Origin of the sequence: Actinoplanes sp. NPDC051851, assembly GCF_040681165.1 — a bacterium.
Classification (GTDB): Bacteria; Actinomycetota; Actinomycetes; order Mycobacteriales; family Micromonosporaceae; genus Actinoplanes.
Map to the genome: position 1 here is coordinate 135,810 of NZ_JBFAYF010000014.1, position 20,722 is coordinate 156,531.

General features: G+C 72.1%; 20 protein-coding genes. 9 read left to right on the forward strand and 11 right to left on the reverse strand.

The genetic code is table 11. The features are described 5' to 3' along the window. Positions 1-22 precede the first annotated feature (22 nt). Together AB0M08_RS16610 and AB0M08_RS16615 are read right to left on the reverse strand one after the other, a co-directional pair. Entirely contained in the window at positions 23-646 is a 624-nt protein-coding gene (locus AB0M08_RS16610) for a membrane protein insertase YidC (RefSeq protein WP_364493387.1), read from the reverse strand. A gap of 54 nt (positions 647-700) precedes the next feature. Beyond that, a complete protein-coding gene (locus AB0M08_RS16615) occupies positions 701-973 on the reverse strand; it encodes a DUF6412 domain-containing protein (protein ID WP_364493389.1) in 273 nt (90 codons plus the stop codon). 66 nt (positions 974-1,039) lie between these two features. Between AB0M08_RS16615 and AB0M08_RS16620 the strand changes: the two genes are divergently transcribed. After that, a complete protein-coding gene (locus AB0M08_RS16620) occupies positions 1,040-2,200 on the forward strand; it encodes a glutamate--cysteine ligase (RefSeq protein ID WP_364493391.1) in 1,161 nt (386 codons plus the stop codon). Between the two features lie 219 nt (positions 2,201-2,419). Beyond that, positions 2,420-3,682 (forward strand): polysaccharide deacetylase family protein, encoded by a 1,263-nt coding sequence (locus AB0M08_RS16625; RefSeq protein ID WP_364493393.1) that lies wholly within the window; start codon positions 2,420-2,422, stop codon positions 3,680-3,682. Here AB0M08_RS16625 and AB0M08_RS16630 read toward each other — a convergent pair. Further along, positions 3,669-4,487 (reverse strand): zinc finger domain-containing protein, encoded by an 819-nt coding sequence (locus AB0M08_RS16630; RefSeq protein WP_364493395.1) that lies wholly within the window; start codon positions 4,485-4,487, stop codon positions 3,669-3,671. The two genes, AB0M08_RS16625 and AB0M08_RS16630, sit on opposite strands and share 14 nt — an antisense overlap. Before the next feature lie 181 nt (positions 4,488-4,668). On the opposite strand from AB0M08_RS16630, the gene AB0M08_RS16635 reads away from it, so the two are divergent. From AB0M08_RS16635 to rocD, 4 genes are all read left to right on the forward strand, one after another. Beyond that, a complete protein-coding gene (locus AB0M08_RS16635) occupies positions 4,669-5,271 on the forward strand; it encodes an ATP-dependent Clp protease proteolytic subunit (protein ID WP_364493397.1) in 603 nt (200 codons plus the stop codon). A 117-nt stretch (positions 5,272-5,388) separates the two neighbouring features. Continuing rightward, on the forward strand, positions 5,389-5,910 hold the full coding sequence (locus tag AB0M08_RS16640) for a hypothetical protein (RefSeq protein WP_364493399.1): 522 nt from the start codon (positions 5,389-5,391) through the stop codon (positions 5,908-5,910). Positions 5,911-6,188: 278 nt separating this feature from the next. Beyond that, the gene (gene ddaH, locus AB0M08_RS16645) at positions 6,189-6,986 is read left to right on the forward strand and encodes a dimethylargininase (protein WP_364493401.1); all 798 of its coding nucleotides are present in this window, start codon (positions 6,189-6,191) and stop codon (positions 6,984-6,986) included. After that, a complete protein-coding gene (gene rocD / locus AB0M08_RS16650; protein ID WP_364493403.1) occupies positions 6,983-8,197 on the forward strand; it encodes an ornithine--oxo-acid transaminase in 1,215 nt (404 codons plus the stop codon). The genes ddaH and rocD overlap by 4 nt, the downstream gene beginning before the upstream one ends. 39 nt (positions 8,198-8,236) lie before the next feature. On the opposite strand, the gene AB0M08_RS16655 is transcribed toward rocD, so the two are convergent. Continuing rightward, entirely contained in the window at positions 8,237-9,385 is a 1,149-nt protein-coding gene (locus AB0M08_RS16655) for an FHA domain-containing protein (RefSeq protein ID WP_364493405.1), read from the reverse strand. A 158-nt stretch (positions 9,386-9,543) separates the two neighbouring features. Here AB0M08_RS16655 and AB0M08_RS16660 point away from each other — a divergent pair, with 158 nt between their 5' ends. Beyond that, the gene (locus AB0M08_RS16660) at positions 9,544-10,305 is read left to right on the forward strand and encodes a hypothetical protein (RefSeq protein WP_364493407.1); all 762 of its coding nucleotides are present in this window, start codon (positions 9,544-9,546) and stop codon (positions 10,303-10,305) included. 6 nt (positions 10,306-10,311) lie between these two features. Here AB0M08_RS16660 and AB0M08_RS16665 read toward each other — a convergent pair whose 3' ends face one another. Both AB0M08_RS16665 and AB0M08_RS16670 read right to left on the reverse strand, forming a co-directional pair. Further along, entirely contained in the window at positions 10,312-11,355 is a 1,044-nt protein-coding gene (locus tag AB0M08_RS16665; protein WP_364493409.1) for a 1-acyl-sn-glycerol-3-phosphate acyltransferase, read from the reverse strand. Between the two features lie 3 nt (positions 11,356-11,358). After that, entirely contained in the window at positions 11,359-12,204 is an 846-nt protein-coding gene (locus tag AB0M08_RS16670) for a patatin-like phospholipase family protein (RefSeq protein WP_364493411.1), read from the reverse strand. A 74-nt stretch (positions 12,205-12,278) separates the two neighbouring features. Between AB0M08_RS16670 and AB0M08_RS16675 the strand changes: the two genes are divergently transcribed. Continuing rightward, positions 12,279-12,662 carry a MerR family transcriptional regulator gene (locus AB0M08_RS16675; RefSeq protein ID WP_364493413.1) on the forward strand — a complete coding sequence of 128 codons (384 nt, stop codon included), beginning with the start codon at positions 12,279-12,281 and terminating at the stop codon, positions 12,660-12,662. After that, a complete protein-coding gene (locus AB0M08_RS16680) occupies positions 12,644-12,994 on the forward strand; it encodes a thioredoxin domain-containing protein (protein ID WP_364493415.1) in 351 nt (116 codons plus the stop codon). Before AB0M08_RS16675 ends, AB0M08_RS16680 begins: the two co-directional genes overlap by 19 nt. A gap of 26 nt (positions 12,995-13,020) precedes the next feature. On the opposite strand, the gene AB0M08_RS16685 is transcribed toward AB0M08_RS16680, so the two are convergent. From AB0M08_RS16685 to AB0M08_RS16705, 5 genes are all read right to left on the reverse strand, one after another. Continuing rightward, positions 13,021-13,236, reverse strand: a complete 216-nt coding sequence (locus AB0M08_RS16685; protein WP_364493417.1) for a hypothetical protein — start codon at positions 13,234-13,236, stop codon at positions 13,021-13,023. A 120-nt stretch (positions 13,237-13,356) separates the two neighbouring features. Beyond that, positions 13,357-16,476, reverse strand: coding sequence for a cyclic nucleotide-binding protein (locus tag AB0M08_RS16690; RefSeq protein ID WP_364493419.1), 3,120 nt, complete (start codon positions 16,474-16,476; stop codon positions 13,357-13,359). Between the two features lie 234 nt (positions 16,477-16,710). After that, entirely contained in the window at positions 16,711-18,318 is a 1,608-nt protein-coding gene (locus tag AB0M08_RS16695) for a trypsin-like peptidase domain-containing protein (protein ID WP_364493421.1), read from the reverse strand. Positions 18,319-18,357: 39 nt separating this feature from the next. After that, positions 18,358-19,923, reverse strand: a complete 1,566-nt coding sequence (locus AB0M08_RS16700; RefSeq protein ID WP_364493423.1) for an ATP-binding protein — start codon at positions 19,921-19,923, stop codon at positions 18,358-18,360. 7 nt (positions 19,924-19,930) lie between these two features. Further along, complete coding sequence (locus AB0M08_RS16705; RefSeq protein ID WP_364493425.1) at positions 19,931-20,644, reverse strand: response regulator transcription factor; 714 nt, start codon at positions 20,642-20,644, stop codon at positions 19,931-19,933. Between the last annotated feature and the right edge of the window lie 78 nt (positions 20,645-20,722).

Here is a 20,722-nt window from a genome sequence, read left to right on the forward strand (position 1 = left end):
TCACGCTTGTTTCCGGCACTTGTCAACGCTTGTCGATGAGCCGGCGGCGTACCGCCTGCTCCCCCGCGGTCCAGAGAGAGGATGTGACCAGGTAGAGGCCGCCCGCGAGCGGCAGCCAGGCGACCGCCGCGACACTCATCCAGGGCAGCCACCGCAGAAATGACAATTGTTGCGCCGCGGCGGCGACCCGGCGCATCGACCACCACGCGACCGCGGCGGCGATCGCCAGCAGCACGGCGAAGACCGGCAACCCGGCCGAGAGGTGGGCGGTGAGCGGGACGCCGGCCAGCACGCCGGGCGGCGGGGCCGTCGCCACCCGGTACATGATCATGAAGAACGGGGCCTGGGCCAGCGCCGGGAGCAGTCCGGCGAACGGGCCGATCCCGTGCGCCCGCTGCAGGTCCAGCGTCGCGGTGGCGAGCTCCACCGGGTCCCGGTGCTTCGCCCGCAGCCTCTCCATCTCGGGGGCCAGCGCGGCGCGGCGGCGCTCGGTGCGGATCTGCAGATAGGTGAGCGGGGTCAGTGCGAGACGGACGAGCAGGGTGAACAGGACGATCGCGAGGGCGGCGCCGACCGGCCCGGCGAGCAGGGTGATGGCGTGGTGGGCGGCACCGGTGACGGCGCCGAAGATACTGGAGAAAGGCATGGGCGTACCCCGGAATGCCGGCGAAAGCGGAAGGGACCGTCTGAGGCCGGCCGCTTACGCAGCCGGAAGAGCGGTCGCCGGGGCCCGGGGACGAGGCCGTCCGGCAGCGTCGGGGTCACGGAGACGGGGAGCCTGCGTCCGCGATCGGCGCGCGAACGCCGACATCCCCGGAGTGATCGCGGTGCCGAGCACCGGAAGGGCCACCGCGGCGACGACGAGAAGGGCCGCCGCGACCAGCGCGAGGGTCATCACCAGGGACGGTCCGCCGCTCATCTGGGGATCGAGCAGGGCGGCGCGCGCCATCGCCCAGAACCCGAGGAGCAGCATGGCCGCAGCCTAGCCATCGGGGTCAAGTGCGGTTTCCGGGTACCGCGCGAGGGGTAACCAGACGGCATGACAGCCACCGCCGAAGGCGGCACGACGATCTCACCGGAACTCGCCGCCGTGGCGGAGCGCCGGGACCTGCTCACCCTCGGCATCGAGGAGGAGTACCTGCTCGTCGACGCGGTCGAACCGCGCGGCGTGGAGGCCGTCGAGACGGTCCTCGACCACGTGCCCGAGGCGATGCGGGACGGGGTGCAGCACGAGTACCTGCGCAGCCAGATCGAGGTGGCCAGCCCGCCGCAACTGGAGCTGACCGGCCTCTACGGCGCGATGCGGGACCTGCGCGGCGCCCTCGCCGAGGCGGCCGAGCGGGCCGGCGCCCGGCTCGTCGCGGTCGGCGCGGGACCGGCCGCCGGACCCAGCCTGCGGATCGTGGACAGCCCGAGGTACCACCGCATGCGGGAGCGCTTCGGCGACCTCTCCCCCGGTCAGGGCCTCTGCGGCACCCACGTGCACGTCAGCATCCCGGACCCGGAGACCGGCGTCCGGATCCTCAACCACCTGCGGCCCTGGCTGCCCGTGCTGCAGGCGGCCACCGCCAACTCGCCGCTCTCCGGCGGACGGGACACCGGGTACGCGAGCTGGCGCTCGATGATGTGGGAACGCTGGCCCACCGTCGGGCCGACGCCGTATCTGCACTCCCACGAGCACTACCGGACGCTCATCGTGGACCTGGTGGCGAGCGGCGCGATGCTCGACGAGGGGATGCTCTACTGGTACGCCCGGCTCTCCGCGAACTACCCCACCGTGGAGATCCGGATGGGCGACGTCACGCCCGGCCTGGACGACGCGATGCTGCTCGCCGCGCTGGCCCGGGCCCTGGTCGCCACCCTGCTGAACGAGGTCCGCGCCGGCGTCGAGGCGCCGGACGTACCGCATCCACTGCTGATGGCCGCGCACTGGCGGGCCGCGCACGACGGGCTGGAGGGCCTCGGCCTGGACATGGCCTCCCGCGAGCCCCGGCCGGCCTGGCGCCTGATGCGCCAGCTCTTCGACTACGTACGACCGGAGCTGGAACGGCACGGCGATCTGGAGCTCGTCACCGTCCTGATGGGCCGCTTACGGTCCCGCGGCACCGGGGCGGCGCGGCAGCGGGCGATGCTCTCCCGGGGCGCCCCGGTCTCGGACGTGGTCGACTGGCTGGCCCGCATCACCCGCGGAATGGAATGATCTCCACAGATATTACACAGCCCATATCCCTTGACTACCAGGTGATATGACAGAAAGTGCACGCGGCATGACCGATCAGGTATCGCGCTCGATCTTGTCGCACGGTAGGCATAGCGCATGCCGCCGCACACATCGCGTTATTCGACGCAAACGTCCGGCGACGTAGCCGCGACGGGCGGGCGGCACCGTCGGCCGGATTCGTCCCTCCCCACCGGGTCGGTGTACTCGCCGACCGGGGAGCAGACGCTTCTCATTCCGCGCCAGGGACGGGCCACCCAGGCCCGTCACCGTGCCGGTGCCACCGAGTCGTACTCCTTCGACCGGAATGTCCCGCCCCGCCGCACGCGCCGGTATCGCAACGAACGGGCCGGAGCGCACCGCGCGCCCGGCACCCTGACCCTGAGCAACCTCCCCATCGGGGCCCTGCTCAGCGCCGCACGGAACCGCCCCCAGGCCGCGGTGCTGAGCACCCTGGTCGTGGCCGGGCTGATGCTGTCGATCGTGCCCTTCTCCCAGCAGGGCGACGACCCCTCCGTGGTCAACACCGCCGCACAGGCCGCGGCCGCACAGGCCGAGAAGAAGAAGACCGCGGACAAGGCCGCGGGGGGCGCCTCGAACACCGAGGCCGAACCCACCGCGGAGGCCACCGCCTCGCCCACACCGGAGGCGACCACCACCCAGCCCGCCGGGTACGACCCCGAACTGAGCGTCCTGCCGGTGGGCAACGGGCCGGCCAGCTCACTGCTCACCAGCGGTACCCAGGCCGTCTCGCTCACCTTCGACGACGGGCCGGACCCGCAGCTCACCCCGAAACTGCTCAAGATGCTCGACGAGTACCAGGTCAAGGCGACGTTCTGCCTGGTCGGGACTCAGGTGAAGAAGCATCCGGAGCTGGTCCGGGACATCGTGGCGGCCGGGCACACGCTCTGCAACCACACCTGGAACCACGACCTGACGATCGGCAAGAAGAGCGCCGCCAAGATCCGGGCCGACCTGGAGAAGACCAACGCGGCGATCCAGGCGGCGGTCCCGGGTGCCCAGATCCGGTTCTTCCGGGCGCCGGGCGGCAACTTCACCGACAAGCTGGTCAAGGTGGCGCACGCGGAGGGGATGGCCTCGCTGTACTGGGAGGTCGACCCGCGCGACTGGGAGCACACCGAGGACGAGACCGACGCCGAGCACACCGCCCGGGTCATCGCCACGGTGAAGAAGCAGGTCAAGCCGGGGGCGATCATCCTGTCCCACGACTTCAACCAGCCGGACACCATCGCGGCGTACGAGAAGCTGATCCCGTGGCTCGCCGAGCGCTACTCGCTCGGGGTCCCCACCGGTGAGGGTGAGACGCCCGAGGCTCCCGCGAGCACGGCGCCCACCACCGAGCCCACGCCCTCGCCGTCGGTCAGCACCTCCCCGACACCGTCGGAATCCTCCTCGGACTCCGGGGAATCGGACTCGGCGGAGACCGCGGCTACCTCGTCCTAGCGGGCTGGCAGGTCGGACACCAGTAGAGGTTCCGGCCTGCCATCGCCCCGCGCGCCACCGGGGTGCCGCAGACCAGGCAGGGCTGGCCCGGGCGGCGGTAGACGTACACCTCGCCGCCGTGCCGGTCCACCCGCGGCGCCCGTCGCATCGCCTCCGGCGTGTGCTCGGTGTGCACGGTGTCGATCCGGCCGCGGAGCACGCCCTCCTTCATCAGCGCGCGCAGGTCGTCCCAGAGCGCGGTCCAGCGCGCCGGGTCGATCGCCGTGCCCGGGGTCTGCGGGGAGAGGCCCGCGCGGAAGAGCACCTCGTTGGCGTAGATCAGGCCGCACCCGGCCACGATGGACTGGTCCATCAGCAGCGCGGGGAGCGCCTTGGTGCTGGATCGGAGACGCCGGTAGGCCACCGCCGGGTCGGCGTCGTCGCGCAGCGGGTCGGCACCGAGCCGGGCGCGCAGCGCGTCCACGCCGGGTGGGTCGAGCACCTCGCACGCGGTCGGGCCGCGCAGCTCCAGCCAGTGCGCGGGACCGGCGAGCACCATCCGGACCTGGCCGACCGGTGCGGGGGCGGGCAGGGTCCCCTCGGCGAACTTGCCGTAGAGACCGAGGTGCACGTGGACCGTACGGTCGCCCTCGTAGTGGTGCAGCAGATGCTTCCCGTACGCCTCGGTGTCGCGCAGCACGCGCCCGCTGACCAGCGCGGCCCCCGACGCGAAGCGCCCCTGCGGGCTGGTGACCGCCACCGGATGGCCGGCGAGGATCTCGCGATGGCGGGCGGCGAGGCGGTGAATGGTATGTCCCTCCGGCACGCGCCAAAGGTAACCGCCGATCGCCGGAACGGTGCGCACAGGACTTCGGGGGTGACGAGGACCACCGGCGGGCACATTCTGCCGTGAGCGGATTCGCCCTGAGGGGAATCACTGGGCTGCGACACGCTGGCTGGGAGAGGGTGGGAGACGTCAAGAAGCGTGATGCGAGAGGGTTGGGCCCATGACTGTTGACACGACCATGCGCGGTGGCGGCGCCACCTTCGACGACCAGGTCTTCGAGCGGCTGCTGCGGGAGCGGATCATCTTCCTCGGCAGCGAGGTCAACGACGAGGTGACCAACCGGATCTGCGCCCAGATGCTGCTGCTCGCGTCGGAGGACGCGGAGCGCGACATCGCGCTCTACATCAACTCCCCCGGCGGCTCGATCAGCGCCGGGATGGCCGTCTACGACACGATGCAGTACATCAAGAACGACGTGGCCACCATCGCGATGGGCATGGCCGCCTCGATGGGCCAGTTCCTGCTCTGCGCCGGCACCCCCGGCAAGCGGTACGCACTGCCCCACGCCCGGGTGATGATGCACCAGCTCTCCGGCGGTATCGGCGGCACCGCGGCCGACATCGCCATCCAGGCCGAGAGCATGCTGCACATCAAGCAGGTGATGAACGAGCGGATCGCCTTCCACTCCGGTCACACGCCGGAGGAGATCGAGCGCGACTCGGACCGCGACCGCTGGTTCACCGCCCAGCAGGCCAAGGATTACGGCCTGGTCGACCACGTGATCAGCAAGGCGTCCGACGTGACGGCGTCCTCGCTGGTCTGATCCGTTCACCGGCACGACGGAGGGGGCTTCGGCCCCCTCCGTGTCGTTTGCGGTCCGTGCGGGTATAGAGGCGTGTCATCAGAGATGACTGACCCACATCCCGCAGGAGGTGCTGACGTGAAGGTACCCACCTTCTCCCGGCAGACCACGACGGAGACCGGGGAGACGGAACGTATCCCGGTTCAGCCTCGCCGTGACACCGACACCATCACCAAGCCCCGTACCGCGACGGTGACCGCGCCCACCGAGGCCGACCGCAAGCCGGTCGTCGTCGGCAAGCCCGTCACACCGGTCGCGCCCGCGGCCCCGGCCCGCAAGCCGCGGGCCAGCCTGCTCGCCACCCTCGGCCTGATCCTCAGCGTCGCGGGCGCCGCCCTGGTGCTCTCCGGCCCGCTGGCCGGGTACGGCGTCGGCGTCTCCGGCCTGGCCCTGGTGATCTCCATCTTCGGGCTCTTCGCCACCCGCAAGTGGCACGTCGCCGGCAAGACCGACGCGATGATCGGCATCGTGGTCTCGCTCGCCGCCGTCGTGCTCGGCGTGCTCGCCCTGACCGGTTCGCTCTACTGGCTCGGCACCGACGTGCGGCCGGTCGACAACCTGCGCGAGTGGCTTGACGCACAGTTTGCAAACCGGATCTGACGGGTATCTGACATATACCACCGGCGATACGCTGGCGGTTGCACCCTTCGGAACCGGGACGATCTGATCGTCGGCCCGCCCCGAATCTCTCCGGCGGTTCGCCGGAGATCACCTGGCGGTTCGCCGGGTCACAGCATTGCGCCGGGGAGGCGAGCCTCCCCGGCGTTCTGCTGTCGTGCAACGAATCACCGCCGCGGTGCCGCAGGACGCAACGATCGGCCACCGTACGCATGGAAGATCCAGGGTGGGCGAAACGGGCACGCACCTACGGTTTTCTCATGACGTCACCGCGCCGCTATCTGATGTGCCGGCCCACCCACTTCGCCGTCACCTACCGGATCAACCCGTGGATGGACCCCACGGCGCCGTACGACAACGCGCTCGCCGTCGCCCAGTGGGAGAGCCTGCGCCGCGCCTTCCTCGACCTGGGCCACACCGTCGACCTGATCGACCCGCTGCCCGGGCTGCCGGACATGGTCTTCGCCGCGAACGGCGGCACGATCGTCGACGGGCGCGCGCTCGGGGTCCAGTTCCGCGACGCCGAGCGGGCCGACGAGGCCCCGGCGTACGCGTCCTGGTTCCGCGAACAGGGCCTCGAGGTGACGATGCCGAAGCACACCAACGAGGGCGAGGGCGACATCCTGCTCGCCGGGGACGTGCTGCTGGCCGGCACCGGGTTCCGGACCGCCCACGCCTCGCACGCCGAGACCCAGGAGTTCCTCCAGCGCCCGGTGATCACCCTGCAACTGGTCGATCCGGCGTACTACCACCTGGACACCGCGCTCTGCGTGCTGGACGAGACGAATGTGGCGTACCTGCCGGAGGCGTTCTCACCGGGTTCCCGATCCGTCCTCCGGCAGCTCTTCCCGAATGCGATCATCGCAACGCCGGAGGACGCCGCGGTGCTGGGTCTCAACGCGGTCAGCGACGGCCGCAACGTGGTCCTGCCGGTGCAGGCCACCGAGTTGTCCGCCGCGCTGGCCAGGGCCGGATACCACCCGATCGGGGTGGACGTCTCCGAGCTGCGCAAGGCCGGCGGCGGCCCCAAGTGCTGCACGCTGGAGGTGCGCCCATGACCACCGTCGACCTTCGTACGCCCGGTGAGCTCGCCGAGGCCGAGCGCTGGACCGCGCACAACTACCACCCGCTGCCGGTGGTGATCGCCGAGGCCGAGGGCGCCTGGGTGACCGACGTCGACGGGCGCCGCTACCTGGACATGCTGGCCGGGTACTCGGCGCTGAACTTCGGGCACCGGCACCCCGGGCTGATCGCCGCCGCGCACGCCCAGCTGGACCGGCTCACGCTGACCAGCCGGGCGTTCGTGCACGACCGGTTCGCCGCGTTCTGCCGGGGGCTCGCCGAGCTCTGCGGCAAGGACCTGGTACTGCCGATGAACACCGGTGCCGAGGCGGTGGAGACCGCGATCAAGGTGGCCCGCAAGTGGGGGTACCGGGTCAAGGGCGTACCGGACGGGCGCGCCGAGATCATCGTGGCGGACGGCAACTTCCACGGGCGGACCACCACGATCGTCAGCTTCTCCACCGACCCGGAGGCACGGGCGGACTTCGGGCCGTACACGCCGGGGTTCACCGTGGTGCCGTACGGCGACGCCGCGGCCCTGGAGGCGGCGATCACCCCGGACACGGTGGCGGTGCTCCTGGAGCCGATCCAGGGCGAGGGCGGCGTGGTCATCCCGCCGGACGGCTACCTCGCCCGGGTCCGCGCCGCGTGCACCGCGCGGAACGTCCTGTTCCTGGCCGACGAGATCCAGTCCGGGCTGGGGCGTACCGGGAAGACCTTCGCGATCGAGCACGAGGGCGTGGTCCCGGACATGTACGTGCTCGGCAAGGCCCTGGGCGGCGGCATCGTGCCGGTCTCCGCGGTCGCCGCGAACCGGGATGTGCTCGGCGTGCTGAAGCCCGGCGAGCACGGCTCCACCTTCGGCGGCAACGCGCTGGCCTGCGCGGTCGGCGAGGAGGTGGTCCGGATGCTTGCGACCGGGGAGTTCCAGGAGCGCTCGGCCCGGCTCGGCACCCACTTCCAGGCGGGCCTGGAGGGGCTGATCGGCCGAGGGCTGGTCGCTGTCCGCTGCCGCGGCCTCTGGGCCGGGCTGGACATCGACCCGGCGCTGATGACCGGCCGGCAGGCCTGCGAACGGCTCGCCGAGCGCGGCGTGCTCGCCAAGGACACCCACGGGTCGACGATCCGGCTGGCGCCGCCGCTGGTCGTCACCGAGACCGATCTCGATCACGCGCTGACCCAGCTGGCGGCGGTGCTCGGTTCGTGAGGGACGAGGGGCCGCTCTCCCGAGCGGCCCCTCGTAGAATCAGCGGCCGACCGGGCGGATCGCCATGGTCGGCGCCTCGGCCATCACCGACTGCGGCTGCACCACGCCGCCGTTGGCCCAGAGCTTCGCGCGGCCCACGTGCACCCCGGCGTAGAGCTCGACGATGTCCTCCATGACCAGCTTGCGGGACTCGTCCCGGTGCAGCGTGATCCGCTCGTCGTCGTCCATCGAGCCGCCCGGGCGGATGCCGGTGCCGTTGGTGCTGATGTCCTTCGCGGTCACCTCGCCGGCGCGCAGCGAGAGGCTCACGTGGCCCCGGCTGATCCACTTCCGGGCGTCCTCGGTGAGCCACTGGCCGAGCATGACCCCGCCGCCGCCCTCCGGAGCGCGCCCGATGATCATCGGTTTCTCCTCGGAGACCACGAAACGCTGGCGGATCACGCCCTCGATGCGTACCGAGAAGACCTCGGTGGCCGGGCGCGGACCCGCGTCCTTGAGCCGCTCCCCGTGCCGCGGGCACGTCGGCGCCGCGGACCGCAGGGCCGGCGGCGGCTGGGCCACCGGGCTGGTGAAGGTCCGCATGTCCGCGAACGGGCTGTCCGGGTCCCCACCGCTGCCGTAGGCGTTGCAGTTGGGCGCCGGGCACCGCCAGACACGGGCCAGCAGACGCTCGCCCAGCGGCGACCGCGGGGTCGGCGGGACCGCCTCGCCCCGGCCCACCCGGGCCACCAGAGCCGGGCCGCCCTGCTGCGACACCAGCGCGAGCAGCCGGCCGGGCTCGGCCACCCAGGGCCGGCTGGCCCGGTACCGATCCTCCCGGTCCCGGGTGAGCACCGGCAGGCCGAGCATCTCGGCCACCTCCAGCACCCGGTCGTCGACCTGCGGAACCACCTCGATCTTGCCGTCGTCGGCCCACCGGCGCACCACCATGCGCTCGTTCGAGGTGAGATCGGTGTCCGAGATCAGGCCGCGCGGGGCGACGGCGTAGACCGGGACGTTCTCCTCGGCGACATAGCGGCCGAGCGCGTCGACCAGAAGGCCGAGCCGGACCAGACTGGCCGGGCGACCGCCGTCGAGGTCGGCGTAACGCACCACCTCGGCGAGGTCGACCACTGCCCGGGCCAGCGCCGGGTCGGTGGTGAGCCGCACCTCGATGGCGTCGAGGACCTTGCTGACCTCGAATCTCACGAGTCCTCCCCCTGTCCTGGGTTTCCTCGGGTTCATCATGCCCCGCCCATGATCGGCGCAGCGAACCGGGCGGGCCGGTCCGGCTGTTTGCCCGATCAGTGGATCGGGAAATCCGCTATCGACAGGCATCATCCCCCACCCCAAGGGAGCGACAAGACATGCGGACATCACGGCTTGCCGGGGTAGGCATCGCGGCCGTTCTCACGGTGGCCGGCTGCACCGCCAACGGCACCGGCGGCGCCTCCCCCAGCGCCAGTGCCGGTGCGGGCCCGAGCGGCACCGCGTCCTCCTCCGCCGACCCCGCCGCGGTCAAGGCACTCACCGACGCGGCCGACAAGCTCGACGACACCACGGTCAAGCTCACCGTGACCAGCGGCAGCGGCTTCCAGCTGACCGCGCTGACCGACGCGCCGCACGGCACCGGCACCGCCGACCTGGTCGCGCAGAGCGCCAACGCCAAGCTGACGGTCAAGTCCCTGCTGGTCGGCGAGGACCTGTACGCGCAGATCCCGGGCATCACCACCGCGGACAAGTGGACCCATCTGGACATGGCCCGCCTGCCCGAGGACGCCAGCGTCGGCCTGCGCCCCGGCCAGATCGACCCGGTGAACACCGCGAAGCTGCTCTCCTCGGCGACCGACGTGCACCAGTCCGGCGAGGCGGAGTACGCCGGCACGCTCGACCTGAGCGACGCCGCCGGGGTCGCCGGGCTCGGCCAGGTGACCATCGACGGCTCGTCCGTCCCCTTCAGCGCCGCGCTCGACAACGAGGGCCGGCTGGAGATCCTCACCATCCAGCAGGAGCAGCCGGTGGTCGCGAAGTACAGCGGCTACGGCACCCCGGTGACCGTGACGGCCCCGGCCGCGAGCGAGGTCGTCGAGGCGCCGGACAGCGTCTACCAGGCGCTCGGCGGTAGGTGACACCTCTCAGGCGGCGCCGCGGTCGATCCACAGGGGCCGCGGCGCCGGCCGGTTCTCCTCGATCCACCGGTCGATCCGCTCCCACCACTCGTAGAGCCAGTCGATCCGCTCCTGCTCGCCGGCCGGCACCTCCTCCGGCGGCACGCTCCAGAACCGCATCACCAGGTGCTTGTCCATCGGCAGCTCGCGCCAGACGTCGCCGATCGTGATCATCCGGTCCAGCCCGGTGTGCGCCACGAAGATCACCCCGGCGTCCGGTGCCGCGTCGATCGCCGCGAGCAGCCCGCCCGGCTTCGGCGGGAGCAGGTTGCGCAGTCCCTCGGCCCGCTCCGCCATCTCGTCCAGGCCGCTCGCCCGCAGCCGGGCGATCGCCCTGACCCTCCGGCGCGGCGTGAAGTTGCCGCCCTCCGGGAAGATCACGAAGGCGTCGTTGTCGTCCAGGCCGGTGGCCAGGTCACCGATCTGCTCCTCCAGGGTCGCGGTTCGCGTACGCCCCGGGGTGATGAACCGGTTGGGCAGACGATTGAGCAGCACGTCCACCGCCGGGTCCCACTGCAGCGCGGCCTTCAGCACGATCCGGGGCTCCCGGGCGAACCAGTTGACCAGCGCGTGGATCAGCGTGAACGAGTCGCCCGGACCGGCGTGCCGGCTCACCACGATCTCCGGCCGGCCCGGTTGAGCGGTGTCCGGATCGGTGCCGACCACGTCGATCGCCAGGTGCAGTGACCAGCGGGCGAACCAGAACAGCGAGCCCAGGAACCACCCGGTCAGCACGTAGTGCGCCCGCTGGAAGGCCGGGGTCCGGATCCACCGGCCGAAGCCCGCGACCACCCAGAGCACCGCGAGGGCGATCAGCGCGGCCGCGTCCCAGACCACGTAGACGATGATCAGGAAGACCAGCCGGGGCACCCGGAGCCGGCCGGGCACCAGCGGGGAGAGGGCGAGCGCGAGCAGCAGCCAGATCGGCAGCGTGGTCAGCAGCAGGACGGCGAGCAGCACCACGGCGGGCGCCACCACGAGACGGCGGACCCGGATCGGCGGCAGCCCCATCGTCTAGCCGCCCGGCAGCGGGTTGACGTTGGCGCTCAGGTAGCGCCGGGAGGCCGTGTAGGCCCGGCTGATCCGGCGCCCCACCGCCGCCATGTCCCGGTACGCCCACGGCGAGTCGTCCCGGCCCTCCCCGCCACCGGCCGGCAGCACGTGCACGCGGACGTCCTCCGGCAACGCGGCCATCTCCCGCGCGAACCGGTGCCGCCGGGCGATCTCGAACGCCACCTGTGCCACCTCCCACGGCCGTCTCGGCACGGCCAGCGGGCGCTCCACCCGTCCGACCTGGAGCACGAAGAGCAGCTTCGCGCCGATCCGGACCGCCTCGCCGATCGGGATCGAGTTCACGATGCCACCGTCCACATAGTGCTCCCCGGCGATCTCCATGGGTGGGAGCAGCCCCGGCACCGCCGAGGAGGCGAGCACCGCGTCGACCAGCGGACCGCTGTCGAACCAGTGCTCGGCCGCCCGCTCGATGCTCGCCGCGCAGCAGTGGAACGGGATCTTCAGATCGCCGAAGGTGGAGCCCTCACCGAGCTCACCCTCGAGCAGCCGGCGCAGCGGCAGCGGCGAGTGCAGGTGGGTACGGGCCGCGAACCGGCGCATCTGCCGCCCGATCGAGTCGCCGTAGACCGCCGCGGCCTCGGGCGACGTCCAGAGCCGGACCAGCCGGTCGGTGACCGACTCGCTCGGATCGGCAGCGACCAGGGCGCCGTTCACCGCGCCGATCGAGGTGCCGACCACCACGTCCGGCCGGAAGCCGGCCCGGAAGAGCGCCCGCAGCATGCCCACCTCGACCGCGCCGAGCACCCCACCGCCGCCGAGCACGAAAGCCACCGGACCGTCGACCATGCCGTCCATCGTCCCACGTCCCGGCCGTCACACGGCCTTGCCTTGACACCGGTGTCAGGCCATACCGTCGGGACATGCTGATCGGAGAGCTCGCCGGACTGGCCGGGACCAGCCCGCGCACGCTGCGCTACTACGAGGCTCAGGGCCTGCTCCGGGCGAGCCGGGACGCGAACGGTTACCGGCAGTACGAGGACGCCGAGCTCCGGGTGGTGCACGAGATCCGTACCCTGCTCGCCTCCGGTTTCGGCCTCGACGAGATCAAGCCCTTCGTCGCCTGTCTCCGCGCCGGCAACAGCGCGGGCTTCGTCTGCCCGGACTCGGTCGCCGTCCTGCGCCGCAAGCTGGCCGAGGTCGACGACTACCTCGCCCAGCTGACCGAGGTCCGCGCCCGCCTCCACGACCAGCTCGCCCAGGCCCTGCTCTCGGAAGGGGGATCCCCGTGCCGGATCCTGCCCTGATCACCGTCACCGACGCCACCTTCGCCGAGCTGGTGCTCGCCGCCGAGGTCCCGTTCGTCCTCGACTTCTGGGCCGAGTGGTGCCCGCCCTGCCGCCCGATGGCCGCGTCGCTGGCCGAGCTGGCTCCCGAGTTCGCCGGCCGCCTGCTGATCGGCTCGCTCAACGCCGACGAGAACCCGGCCACCACCCTCGCCTACCGCGTCCTCTCCATGCCGACGCTGCTCTTCTTCCAGTCCGGCACGGTGACCCGGTCGCTGGTCGGCGCCCGCCCCAAGTCCCTGCTGCGCGCCACGCTCGAGGCCTCCGTCACCCCCTACGCCAACCACACCTGATCTCCGGTACGCCCGGGACCGCGCTCTCAGTCGAGCTCGGGCATGGCGACTGGCTGGGGCCGGGGACGGCAGGTGCCGCACTGGACGGCGTCCTCGACCACCAGGGCCTCGGCGCGGTCCCGGGCCGAGGAGCGGGTCACCTCCAGCAGGTAGGGACCGAACCGGGCGTGATCGGGGCAGACGCCGCGCCCACAGAAGCGGCAGGACCCGCGAGCGGACTCGGAGCAGAACCAGCACAGCATTCGGGTCGGCCCTTTCCTCGCGGGTCGGACCTCCATAGTGCCCCGTCGAATCCAATGATCCCTATCGGTCGTTCCCCCACGGGGGTGACCACTTGACGATTGACACGCGCCGCACCACGTCTACTCGTTGGCCGACGCGTCGGTGTCGTCGGGCGCGGAGCTCGAGGTGGTCGCCTCGGGGCTCGGTGACGTGGTCGCCGAGGCCGAGGGAGACGCGGATTTCGAGGTGGCCGACGGGCTCGGGCTGGGCGACCGCGTGGTCGGCTTGATCGTGATCGTCGTCGTGGCGCCCGCGGTCGGGGTGGCCGAGGTGGTGGTGGCGCTCGCCGAGGCCGACGCCGACGCGCTGGCCGACGCCGAGGCCGACGCGGAGACCGACGGCGAGACGGACGGCACGGCCGACGCGCTCTCCGACGGGAAGAGCTCCTCGTCCGGCTCGTCGCTGCTGGACTCGGCCGTGGGCGGGCTGACCTTCTCGCCGTCGCCGCAGGTCAGCTCGGAGCCGGTGGAGGCCTTGACGATGCCGCCGACGGTGACCAGGCCGGTGGAGACGGTGACCGTGGACGGGTCGACCGCGAACCACGACTTCCCGCCGTTGCTGACGTCGCCGCCGTCCCGGGCGATGGTCAGGCGCACCGGCTGGAACGCGCCGCTCGTGCTGCCGGTGTCGGCGAGCAGGCGGCCGGTCTTCAGGCCGACCCGGGCGGTCGGGGTGCCGTCACCGCCGTTCGCGGCCTTCAGCGTGACCTGGGAGCCGGCGCAGAGCACCAGCGCCGAGCCGCCGGGGAAGGTGAGCCGGGCCCGGCTCTGCGACGGCACGTCGATCAGGGTGCCGGTCGCGATGTAGCGCCGGTCGCCCGCGGCCAGGCTCGCCGACGCGCCCCCACCGGTCGCCGAGGAGGTGCCGCGGTCCACGGTGAGCAGGGCGCGGCCGGTGGGCATCTCGGCCCAGGCCGGACCGGGGTTCACGTTCACCACCACGCTGCCGATCGCCACGAAGAGCAGCAGGGTCACGAAGACCCACATCCGGCGCTCGAAGTGGCGGTCGACGTCGTACTCCCCGGTGCCGTCCGGCGGGCCGGGCGGTACGGCCAGCGGCGGGTGCGCGGCGCCCGGGCGGACCGCGAGCGGGCTGCTCGGGCGGACCGTGGGCATCGTCGCCCCGAAGCGGGCGCCCGCGCCGACCAGCGGGGGCAGGTCCGAGGCGTCCGGGATGATCCAGAGCCGGACCGGGGTACGGGTCTGCGCGACCACACCGGGGCTGCCGTCACCGACCGGGCCGACCAGCGTGCCGCGGCGCAGCTCGACACCGTCCGGCATGGCGATCACACCGGACTCGACGACCACGGCGTGGGTCGGGCCGGGCAGGATCACCGGCGCGCCCGGGTCCAGGTTGACCGGGTGGGCCGCGGCGATCAGCGCGAGCCGCTGGTCGTCCTCCAGGGCGGCGAGCGCCGGGGTGTCGGCGAAGAGCTCCTCCGCCTCGGCGCGCTCCTGCGGGGGCGGGCCGGGCATCGGGCCGACCACCGCGGTCACCGTCGAGGTGGGCAGGGCGAGCAGGGTGGCGCCGGCGGCGTGCCAGTCCAGGTGGGCGCTGCGGCCGGTGAGCGCGCTGGCCAGGCCGACGAGCCCGCCGGGGCCGACGTGGTGGCGGATGGTGCCGCCCGGGTCGCCGGGGCGGCGGCCGTGCATGGCGCCCTCGACGACCAGGTAGACCGCGGGCAGCGTCTGGCCGGCCAGGACCAGCTGGCGGCCGGTCGGCGGGTGCAGCCAGCGGGCCCGGGTGGCCAGCGACTGCAGCGCCGGCTCGGGCAGGCCGCCCAGGTCGGAGGCGGTCAGCGCGGCCATCCGGCGGGGCATGTCGGCGTCCTGGTCGCGTTCGGCGGAGCGCTGCCGCCAGCGGCGCCAGCCCCGGCCGAGCCGGCCGGCCAGGAACCAGAGCGGCGGGGCGAGCATGCCGAGCAGGATCACCGCGAGCAGCAGGCGGCCGGTCGTCCCGTCGTACCAGAGACCGAGGCTGAGACCGCGCAGCCGGTCGGTCCAGAGGCGGTAGCCGACCCCGGCCGCGGTGGCGAGCCAGAGCAGCGACAGGAAGCCGTAGAGGGCGATCAGGCGGCCCTCGCCGTCCAGCGAGCGCCAGCCCGGGCCGCGGCGGCGGAACCGGCCGGAGACCCAGGAGAGGGCGCGGGCCCGCAGGTCCGGGATCTCCAGCCAGTCCATCAGCAGGTACTGCCCGTCGAGCGGGAGCAGCGGGCTGAGGTTGAAGAAGGTGTGCAGGTAGAAGAGGAAGGCCAGCTTGAAGGCGAGCCCACCGCCGGCCGGCACCACGAGGGCGACCAGCTGGGCGAGGCCGGCCAGGGCCAGCCCGGTGGCCGGCCCGGCGGCGGTGGCCGCGATCCGGGCCCGGCGGCCGGCCATCCAGACGTCGCTGGTGTCCACGAAGACCGTCGGCACGCCGAAGTGGAGCAGCAGCCCGGCCTTGGGCACCTCGCGGCCGATCCGTTTGGCGGCGAGCCCGTGCCCGAGCTCGTGCAGGCCGAGGGCGGCCACGTTGAGCAGCATCAGCACGACCGCGCCGAGCAGGTACGAGTTCCCGGTCAGGAAGAGCGACTCCCCGCCCTGCTGCCAGGTACGCGCGAAGAGCACCGCCCCGGCGATCGCGAGCAGGCCACCGAGCCACATCGCGAACCGGGTGAAGAGCAGCTTGCCGCCCGCGTTGTAGAGACCGGTGAGCAGACCGTCCACGTTGACCGAGAGGACCTTGCGGCCGCTCAGCGCGCCGCCCACCCGCCGGGGCAGCGGCTCGCCGTGCATCTCGCGCAGCGGGCGGAAGGCGTCCATCGGGAGGTCTTCGAGCATCCGGTTGGCGGCCAGGTCGGCGACGACCCGGCGGACCTGGTCGGGGGCGAGGCGGCCGGCGATCCGGGCGAACTCGGCGACCAGCCGGGCGACCGTGCAGCCGCCGTCCATCAGCAGCGCGAGGGAGTACTCCTCCGGGGTGAGCCGCAGGTAGCTGGGGCGGCCGCCGTCGTCGGGCGAGCGCAGCATGACGTACTGCCCGCCGCGGACCGCCGTACGGTGCCGGACCTCGATGCCGGGGCGCAGCTCGGGCCGCGCGCGAGCCGGGTCGAGCCGGTCGGCGACGGTGTGCCACAGGCCGGAGTCCGCAGGCCCCGGGGCCGATGAAGCACGTCCGGCCAACGCTTCCCAGACGTTGGTCCGGGTCTCGACATACGTCAACTCAGGGGGCCTTTCACTCCGCCGAAGTGAACCGCTTCAAGCGACCCGCGACACCGGCGACACATCGCACATGGCGAAAGGAGATTAGGCGGTAGCTCGGACAAACGCGAGACCCCGGTGGGAAAGATTGCCGGTTAGTCGCGAAAGTCCTGAATAGCGGCATAGATAGGAATACGGCGGGTGACGTGCCCACCCCCGGGTCACGTCACCCGCCGTAGCGGAAGGAGTACTGGCTTACTGGGCCTCGGCGAGCGTGACGGTGACCGTCTTCGCGGCGCCGTTGCGGGTGAAGGTGATGGTCATCTTCTGGCCGACGGTGCCCGCCTGGACCGCGGCGACCAGGTCGTCGGAGTCGTCGATGGTCTTGTCGTCCACCTTGGTGATCACGTCGCCCTGCTGGAGGCCGGCCTTGCTGGCGGCGCTGCTCGCGGTGACGCTGCTGACCAGGGCACCGCCGTTCTCGCCGTCGGCCACGCTGACGCCGAGCGCCGGGTGGCTGACCTTCTTGCCCGACATCAGCGACTCGGCGACCGACTTCACCTTGTTGCTCGGGATGGCGAAGCCGAGGCCGATGTTGCCGGAGCTGGAGCCGGAGGTGGCGATCGCCGAGTTGATGCCGATCACCTCGCCGTTCGTGTTGACCAGGGCGCCACCGGAGTTACCCGGGTTGATCGGCGCGTCGGTCTGCAGCAGGCCGGTCATCGTCGTGGTGGTCGACGAGGTCGAGCCCTGCTGCTGCTGGCTGCCGAACGGGCTCTGCTCCTCCTGCTGCTGCTCCTCCTCGCTGCTGGACTGGATGGTCCGGTCCTTGGCGCTGATGATGCCGGCGGTGACCGAGCCCTCCAGGCCGAGCGGGCTGCCCAGCGCGAGGACGGTGTCGCCGACCTGCATCTGCGAGCTGTCGCCGAAGGTCGCGGCCTTGAGGTCGGAGACCCCGGTCGCCTTGACCACGGCGAGGTCGGTGCGCTCGTCGGTGCCGACGATGGTGGCGGTGGCCTTCGTGCCGTCCGCGAAGATGATGTTCACGGTGTCGCCGGTGGCGGTGGCGACCACGTGGTTGTTGGTGACGATGTAGCCGTCGGCGCTGAGCACCACACCGGAGCCCTCACCGGACTCGGTGGTGATCGACACGACGCTGTCCTGCACCGCGGCGGCGATCTGGGCGAGCGACGAGCGGTCCACCACGCGGGTGACCGACGAGTTGGCGGACTGGACCGAGGCGGTGGTGCCGTCGGAGTCCAGCGCCAGTGCGGTGGCGGCGCCGACCCCGCCCGCACTGAGCGCGATCAGCACGGCCGCCGCGCCGGCCAGGAAGATCTTGCGGCCACGGCCGGAGCGTCGCGGCTGCTCGGTGCCGGGCTGCTGGGCCCAGATCGGGACCGCGCCCTCGGCGGTCTGCGTCTGGGTGGCGCCGTGCTGCCAGGCTCCCGCGTACTGCTGCTGGGAGTAGTCCTGGTAGCCGGTGCCCGGGTAGGTGGTCTGCTGCTGGCCGTAGCCGGCCGGCGGGGCGTAACCGGCCTGCTGGGCGTAGCCGGTCTGGTAGCCGGGGGCAGCCGGCGCCGCCGGGGACTGCCAGGGCGACTGCGGCACCGCGGAGACCGGCTGAGCGGAGGCGGGCGCGGCGGAGACGGGATGGGCGGCCGGCTGGTGGGTGGCGGCCGGCGGGCCCCACTGCGCGTGCGGCGCGGGGGGCGTCGAGGGGGATGCCGCGGACTGGGGAACGACGGGCTGCGGAGCGACCGGCGGCTGCACGGCAGTCGGCTGCTCAGACTCCACCCGCTCCGAGCTGAGGAACTCAGCACCGGCGTCCGCGGGCCGCGGGTTGGTCTCGTTCTCGTTCATGCTGCTTACTCTGCCCCGTGCGACTCGTACCGAACTGTGTCAGTCCTGGATGTTTTCTGTGAACCCTTTATCCGCATTTGCGGCAGTGCCGACCGTCGGCAGGATCACCCTGAACGTGGCCCCGGCACCCGGCTCGCTGACCACCTCGACGGTGCCGTCGTGCGAGCGCACCAGGGCCGCCACGATGGCCAGGCCCAGGCCGGTGCCGGTCTTCTCCCGGTCGGTGTTGCGGGTCCGGGCGCCGTCCGCGCGGTAGAACCGCTCGAAGACGTGCGCCTGCTGTTCCGGGCTGAGGCCGGGGCCGTCGTCGGCCACCTCGACAACGGCACGGTCACCGGACTCTGCGTACAACCTGAGTGTCACGGCGGCGTCGGCCGGCGTGTGCACCAGGGCGTTGGTCATCAGGTTGCCGATCACCTGGCGCAGCCGGGCGTCGTCCCCGTACGCCACCAGCCGCTCGTGGTCGTCCCGGACCTCCAGGGTGATCTCCCGGTCCGGAGCGGTGGCCCGCGCGGCCTGCACCGCATCCATGGCCAGCACCGGCAGCTCCACCGGGGCCAGTGTGAGCGGGCGCTCCTGGTCGAGCCGGGCGAGCAGCAGGAGGTCCTCGACCAGCAGGCCCATCCGGGCGGCCTCGTCCTCGATCCGCCGGACCAGCCGGGCCACCTCCTCCTGGTCGGAGACCGCGCCCTGGCGGTACAGCTCGGCGAAGCCGCGGATGGTGGTCAGCGGCGTCCGCAGCTCGTGCGAGGCGTCCGCGACGAACTGCCGCATCTTGCCCTCGGACTGCACCGCCCGGCTCTCCGAGAGCTGGGCGGCCGAGGCGGCCTCGTTGGCCAGCTGCTCGGAGCGGGCCTGGGCGTGGAAGGCCGCCTCGATCTGGGTGAGCATCGCGTTCAGCGCGCTGGAGAGACGGCCCAGCTCGGTGGTCGGCTCGCCGCCGTCCACCTCCGGGTCGGGCACCCGCTGGCTGTAGTCGCCGGCCGCGATCCGTCCGGCGGTCCGCTCGATCTGCAGCAGCGGGACCAGGCTCTGCCGGACCAGGGCGGCGCCGACGATCGCCAGCGCCAGCAGCACGCCGACGCCGACCAGCACGTCCACCCAGATCAGCCGGGCGATCACCGCGTCCACGCCGGTCATCCGCTCCGCGACGTGCACCACCGAGTCGTCGTCCGGGCGCTCGACCAGCACCCGCCACATGTACTTGCCGTTCTTGGAGCGGACCGTGTACGGCTGCCCGGCGTGCGCCTCGACCTGCTCCAGGCCGGAGGCGAGCACGGGCAGGTCGTCCCGCTCCATGTTCTTGCCGTAGATCGCGGTGCCGGCGCCGCTGACCGCGGTGTACGCGATCATGTAGTCCACCGGCATGTAGACCTTGAAGTCGGACTCGGCGAGCAGCCCGAGGTCCTGGGAGAGCTGGCGGAGCTGACCGTCCAGCCGGCTGACCATGTAGGTGTGCAGGGCGATCGTGCTCGCCGAGCTGATCAGGGTCAGCGCCGCGAAGACGAGGACCAGGACCGACGCGACGAGCTTGGTACGCAGGGAGATCTTGCGCAGGCTGGCCTGCGGCGGGAGCGACGTACGAACCCGCTCGGTGATCGTCATGGCGCGCCTACACAGCTGGCTTGCGCAGCACGTATCCCACTCCGCGCAGCGTGTGGATCAGTCGCGGCTGCACGTTGTCCACCTTCCGCCGGAGGTAGGAGATGTACGACTCGACGATGTTGTCGTCACCACGGAAGTCGTACTTCCAGACGTGGTCGAGGATCTGCGCCTTGGAGAGCACCCGGTTCGCGTTGAGCATCAGGTAGCGCAGGAGCTTGAACTCGGTCGGCGAGAGCTGCACCCGGTTGCCCGCCCTGTACACCTCGTGGGTCTCCTCGTCCAGCTCCAGATCGGCGAAGACCAGCCGGGACGGCTGCTCCTCGCCGGCCGTGGTGCGGCGCAGCACCGCCCGGATCCGGGCGGTGAGCTCCTCCAGGCTGAACGGCTTGGTGACGTAGTCGTCGCCGCCGAGCGTGAGCCCGCGGATCTTGTCCTCGGTGCCGTCCCGGGCGGTCAGGAAGACCACCGGGGTGCGCTGCCCACCCTCCCGCATCAGCCGGATCACCTCGAAGCCGTCGAGGTCGGGGAGCATCACGTCGAGCACCACCAGGTCGGGCGTGGCGTTCCGGGCCGCACTGACCGCGGCGCTGCCGCTGGTCGCGGTGGTGACGTCGAACCCGGCGAAGCGCAGGCTGGCGGAGAGCAACTCGAGGATGTTCGCGTCGTCCTCGACGACGAGGAGCTTCGCCTCGCTCTGCTTGGGCTGGGTCTGGATCGCCATGGCGCCATTCTTTCCCCGGCCGCTGCGGCTCTGCTGCGCGCTTGCTGAAAATTATCTGTGAGGAGGACCCCGTTCCCA

Excerpts from the sequence above, each read along its gene's own strand:
- AB0M08_RS16610 (WP_364493387.1), bottom strand. The coding sequence starts at position 646 with ATGCCTTTCTCCAGTATCTTCGGCGCCGTCACCGGTGCCGCCCACCAC.
- AB0M08_RS16615 (WP_364493389.1), bottom strand. The coding sequence starts at position 973 with ATGCTGCTCCTCGGGTTCTGGGCGATGGCGCGCGCCGCCCTGCTCGAT.
- AB0M08_RS16620 (WP_364493391.1), top strand. The coding sequence starts at position 1,040 with ATGACAGCCACCGCCGAAGGCGGCACGACGATCTCACCGGAACTCGCC.
- AB0M08_RS16635 (WP_364493397.1), top strand. The coding sequence starts at position 4,669 with ATGACTGTTGACACGACCATGCGCGGTGGCGGCGCCACCTTCGACGAC.
- ddaH (WP_364493401.1), top strand. The coding sequence starts at position 6,189 with ATGACGTCACCGCGCCGCTATCTGATGTGCCGGCCCACCCACTTCGCC.
- rocD (WP_364493403.1), top strand. The coding sequence starts at position 6,983 with ATGACCACCGTCGACCTTCGTACGCCCGGTGAGCTCGCCGAGGCCGAG.
- AB0M08_RS16660 (WP_364493407.1), top strand. The coding sequence starts at position 9,544 with ATGCGGACATCACGGCTTGCCGGGGTAGGCATCGCGGCCGTTCTCACG.
- AB0M08_RS16665 (WP_364493409.1), bottom strand. The coding sequence starts at position 11,355 with ATGGGGCTGCCGCCGATCCGGGTCCGCCGTCTCGTGGTGGCGCCCGCC.
- AB0M08_RS16670 (WP_364493411.1), bottom strand. The coding sequence starts at position 12,204 with ATGGTCGACGGTCCGGTGGCTTTCGTGCTCGGCGGCGGTGGGGTGCTC.
- AB0M08_RS16675 (WP_364493413.1), top strand. The coding sequence starts at position 12,279 with ATGCTGATCGGAGAGCTCGCCGGACTGGCCGGGACCAGCCCGCGCACG.
- AB0M08_RS16685 (WP_364493417.1), bottom strand. The coding sequence starts at position 13,236 with ATGCTGTGCTGGTTCTGCTCCGAGTCCGCTCGCGGGTCCTGCCGCTTC.
- AB0M08_RS16695 (WP_364493421.1), bottom strand. The coding sequence starts at position 18,318 with ATGAACGAGAACGAGACCAACCCGCGGCCCGCGGACGCCGGTGCTGAG.
- AB0M08_RS16700 (WP_364493423.1), bottom strand. The coding sequence starts at position 19,923 with ATGACGATCACCGAGCGGGTTCGTACGTCGCTCCCGCCGCAGGCCAGC.
- AB0M08_RS16705 (WP_364493425.1), bottom strand. The coding sequence starts at position 20,644 with ATGGCGATCCAGACCCAGCCCAAGCAGAGCGAGGCGAAGCTCCTCGTC.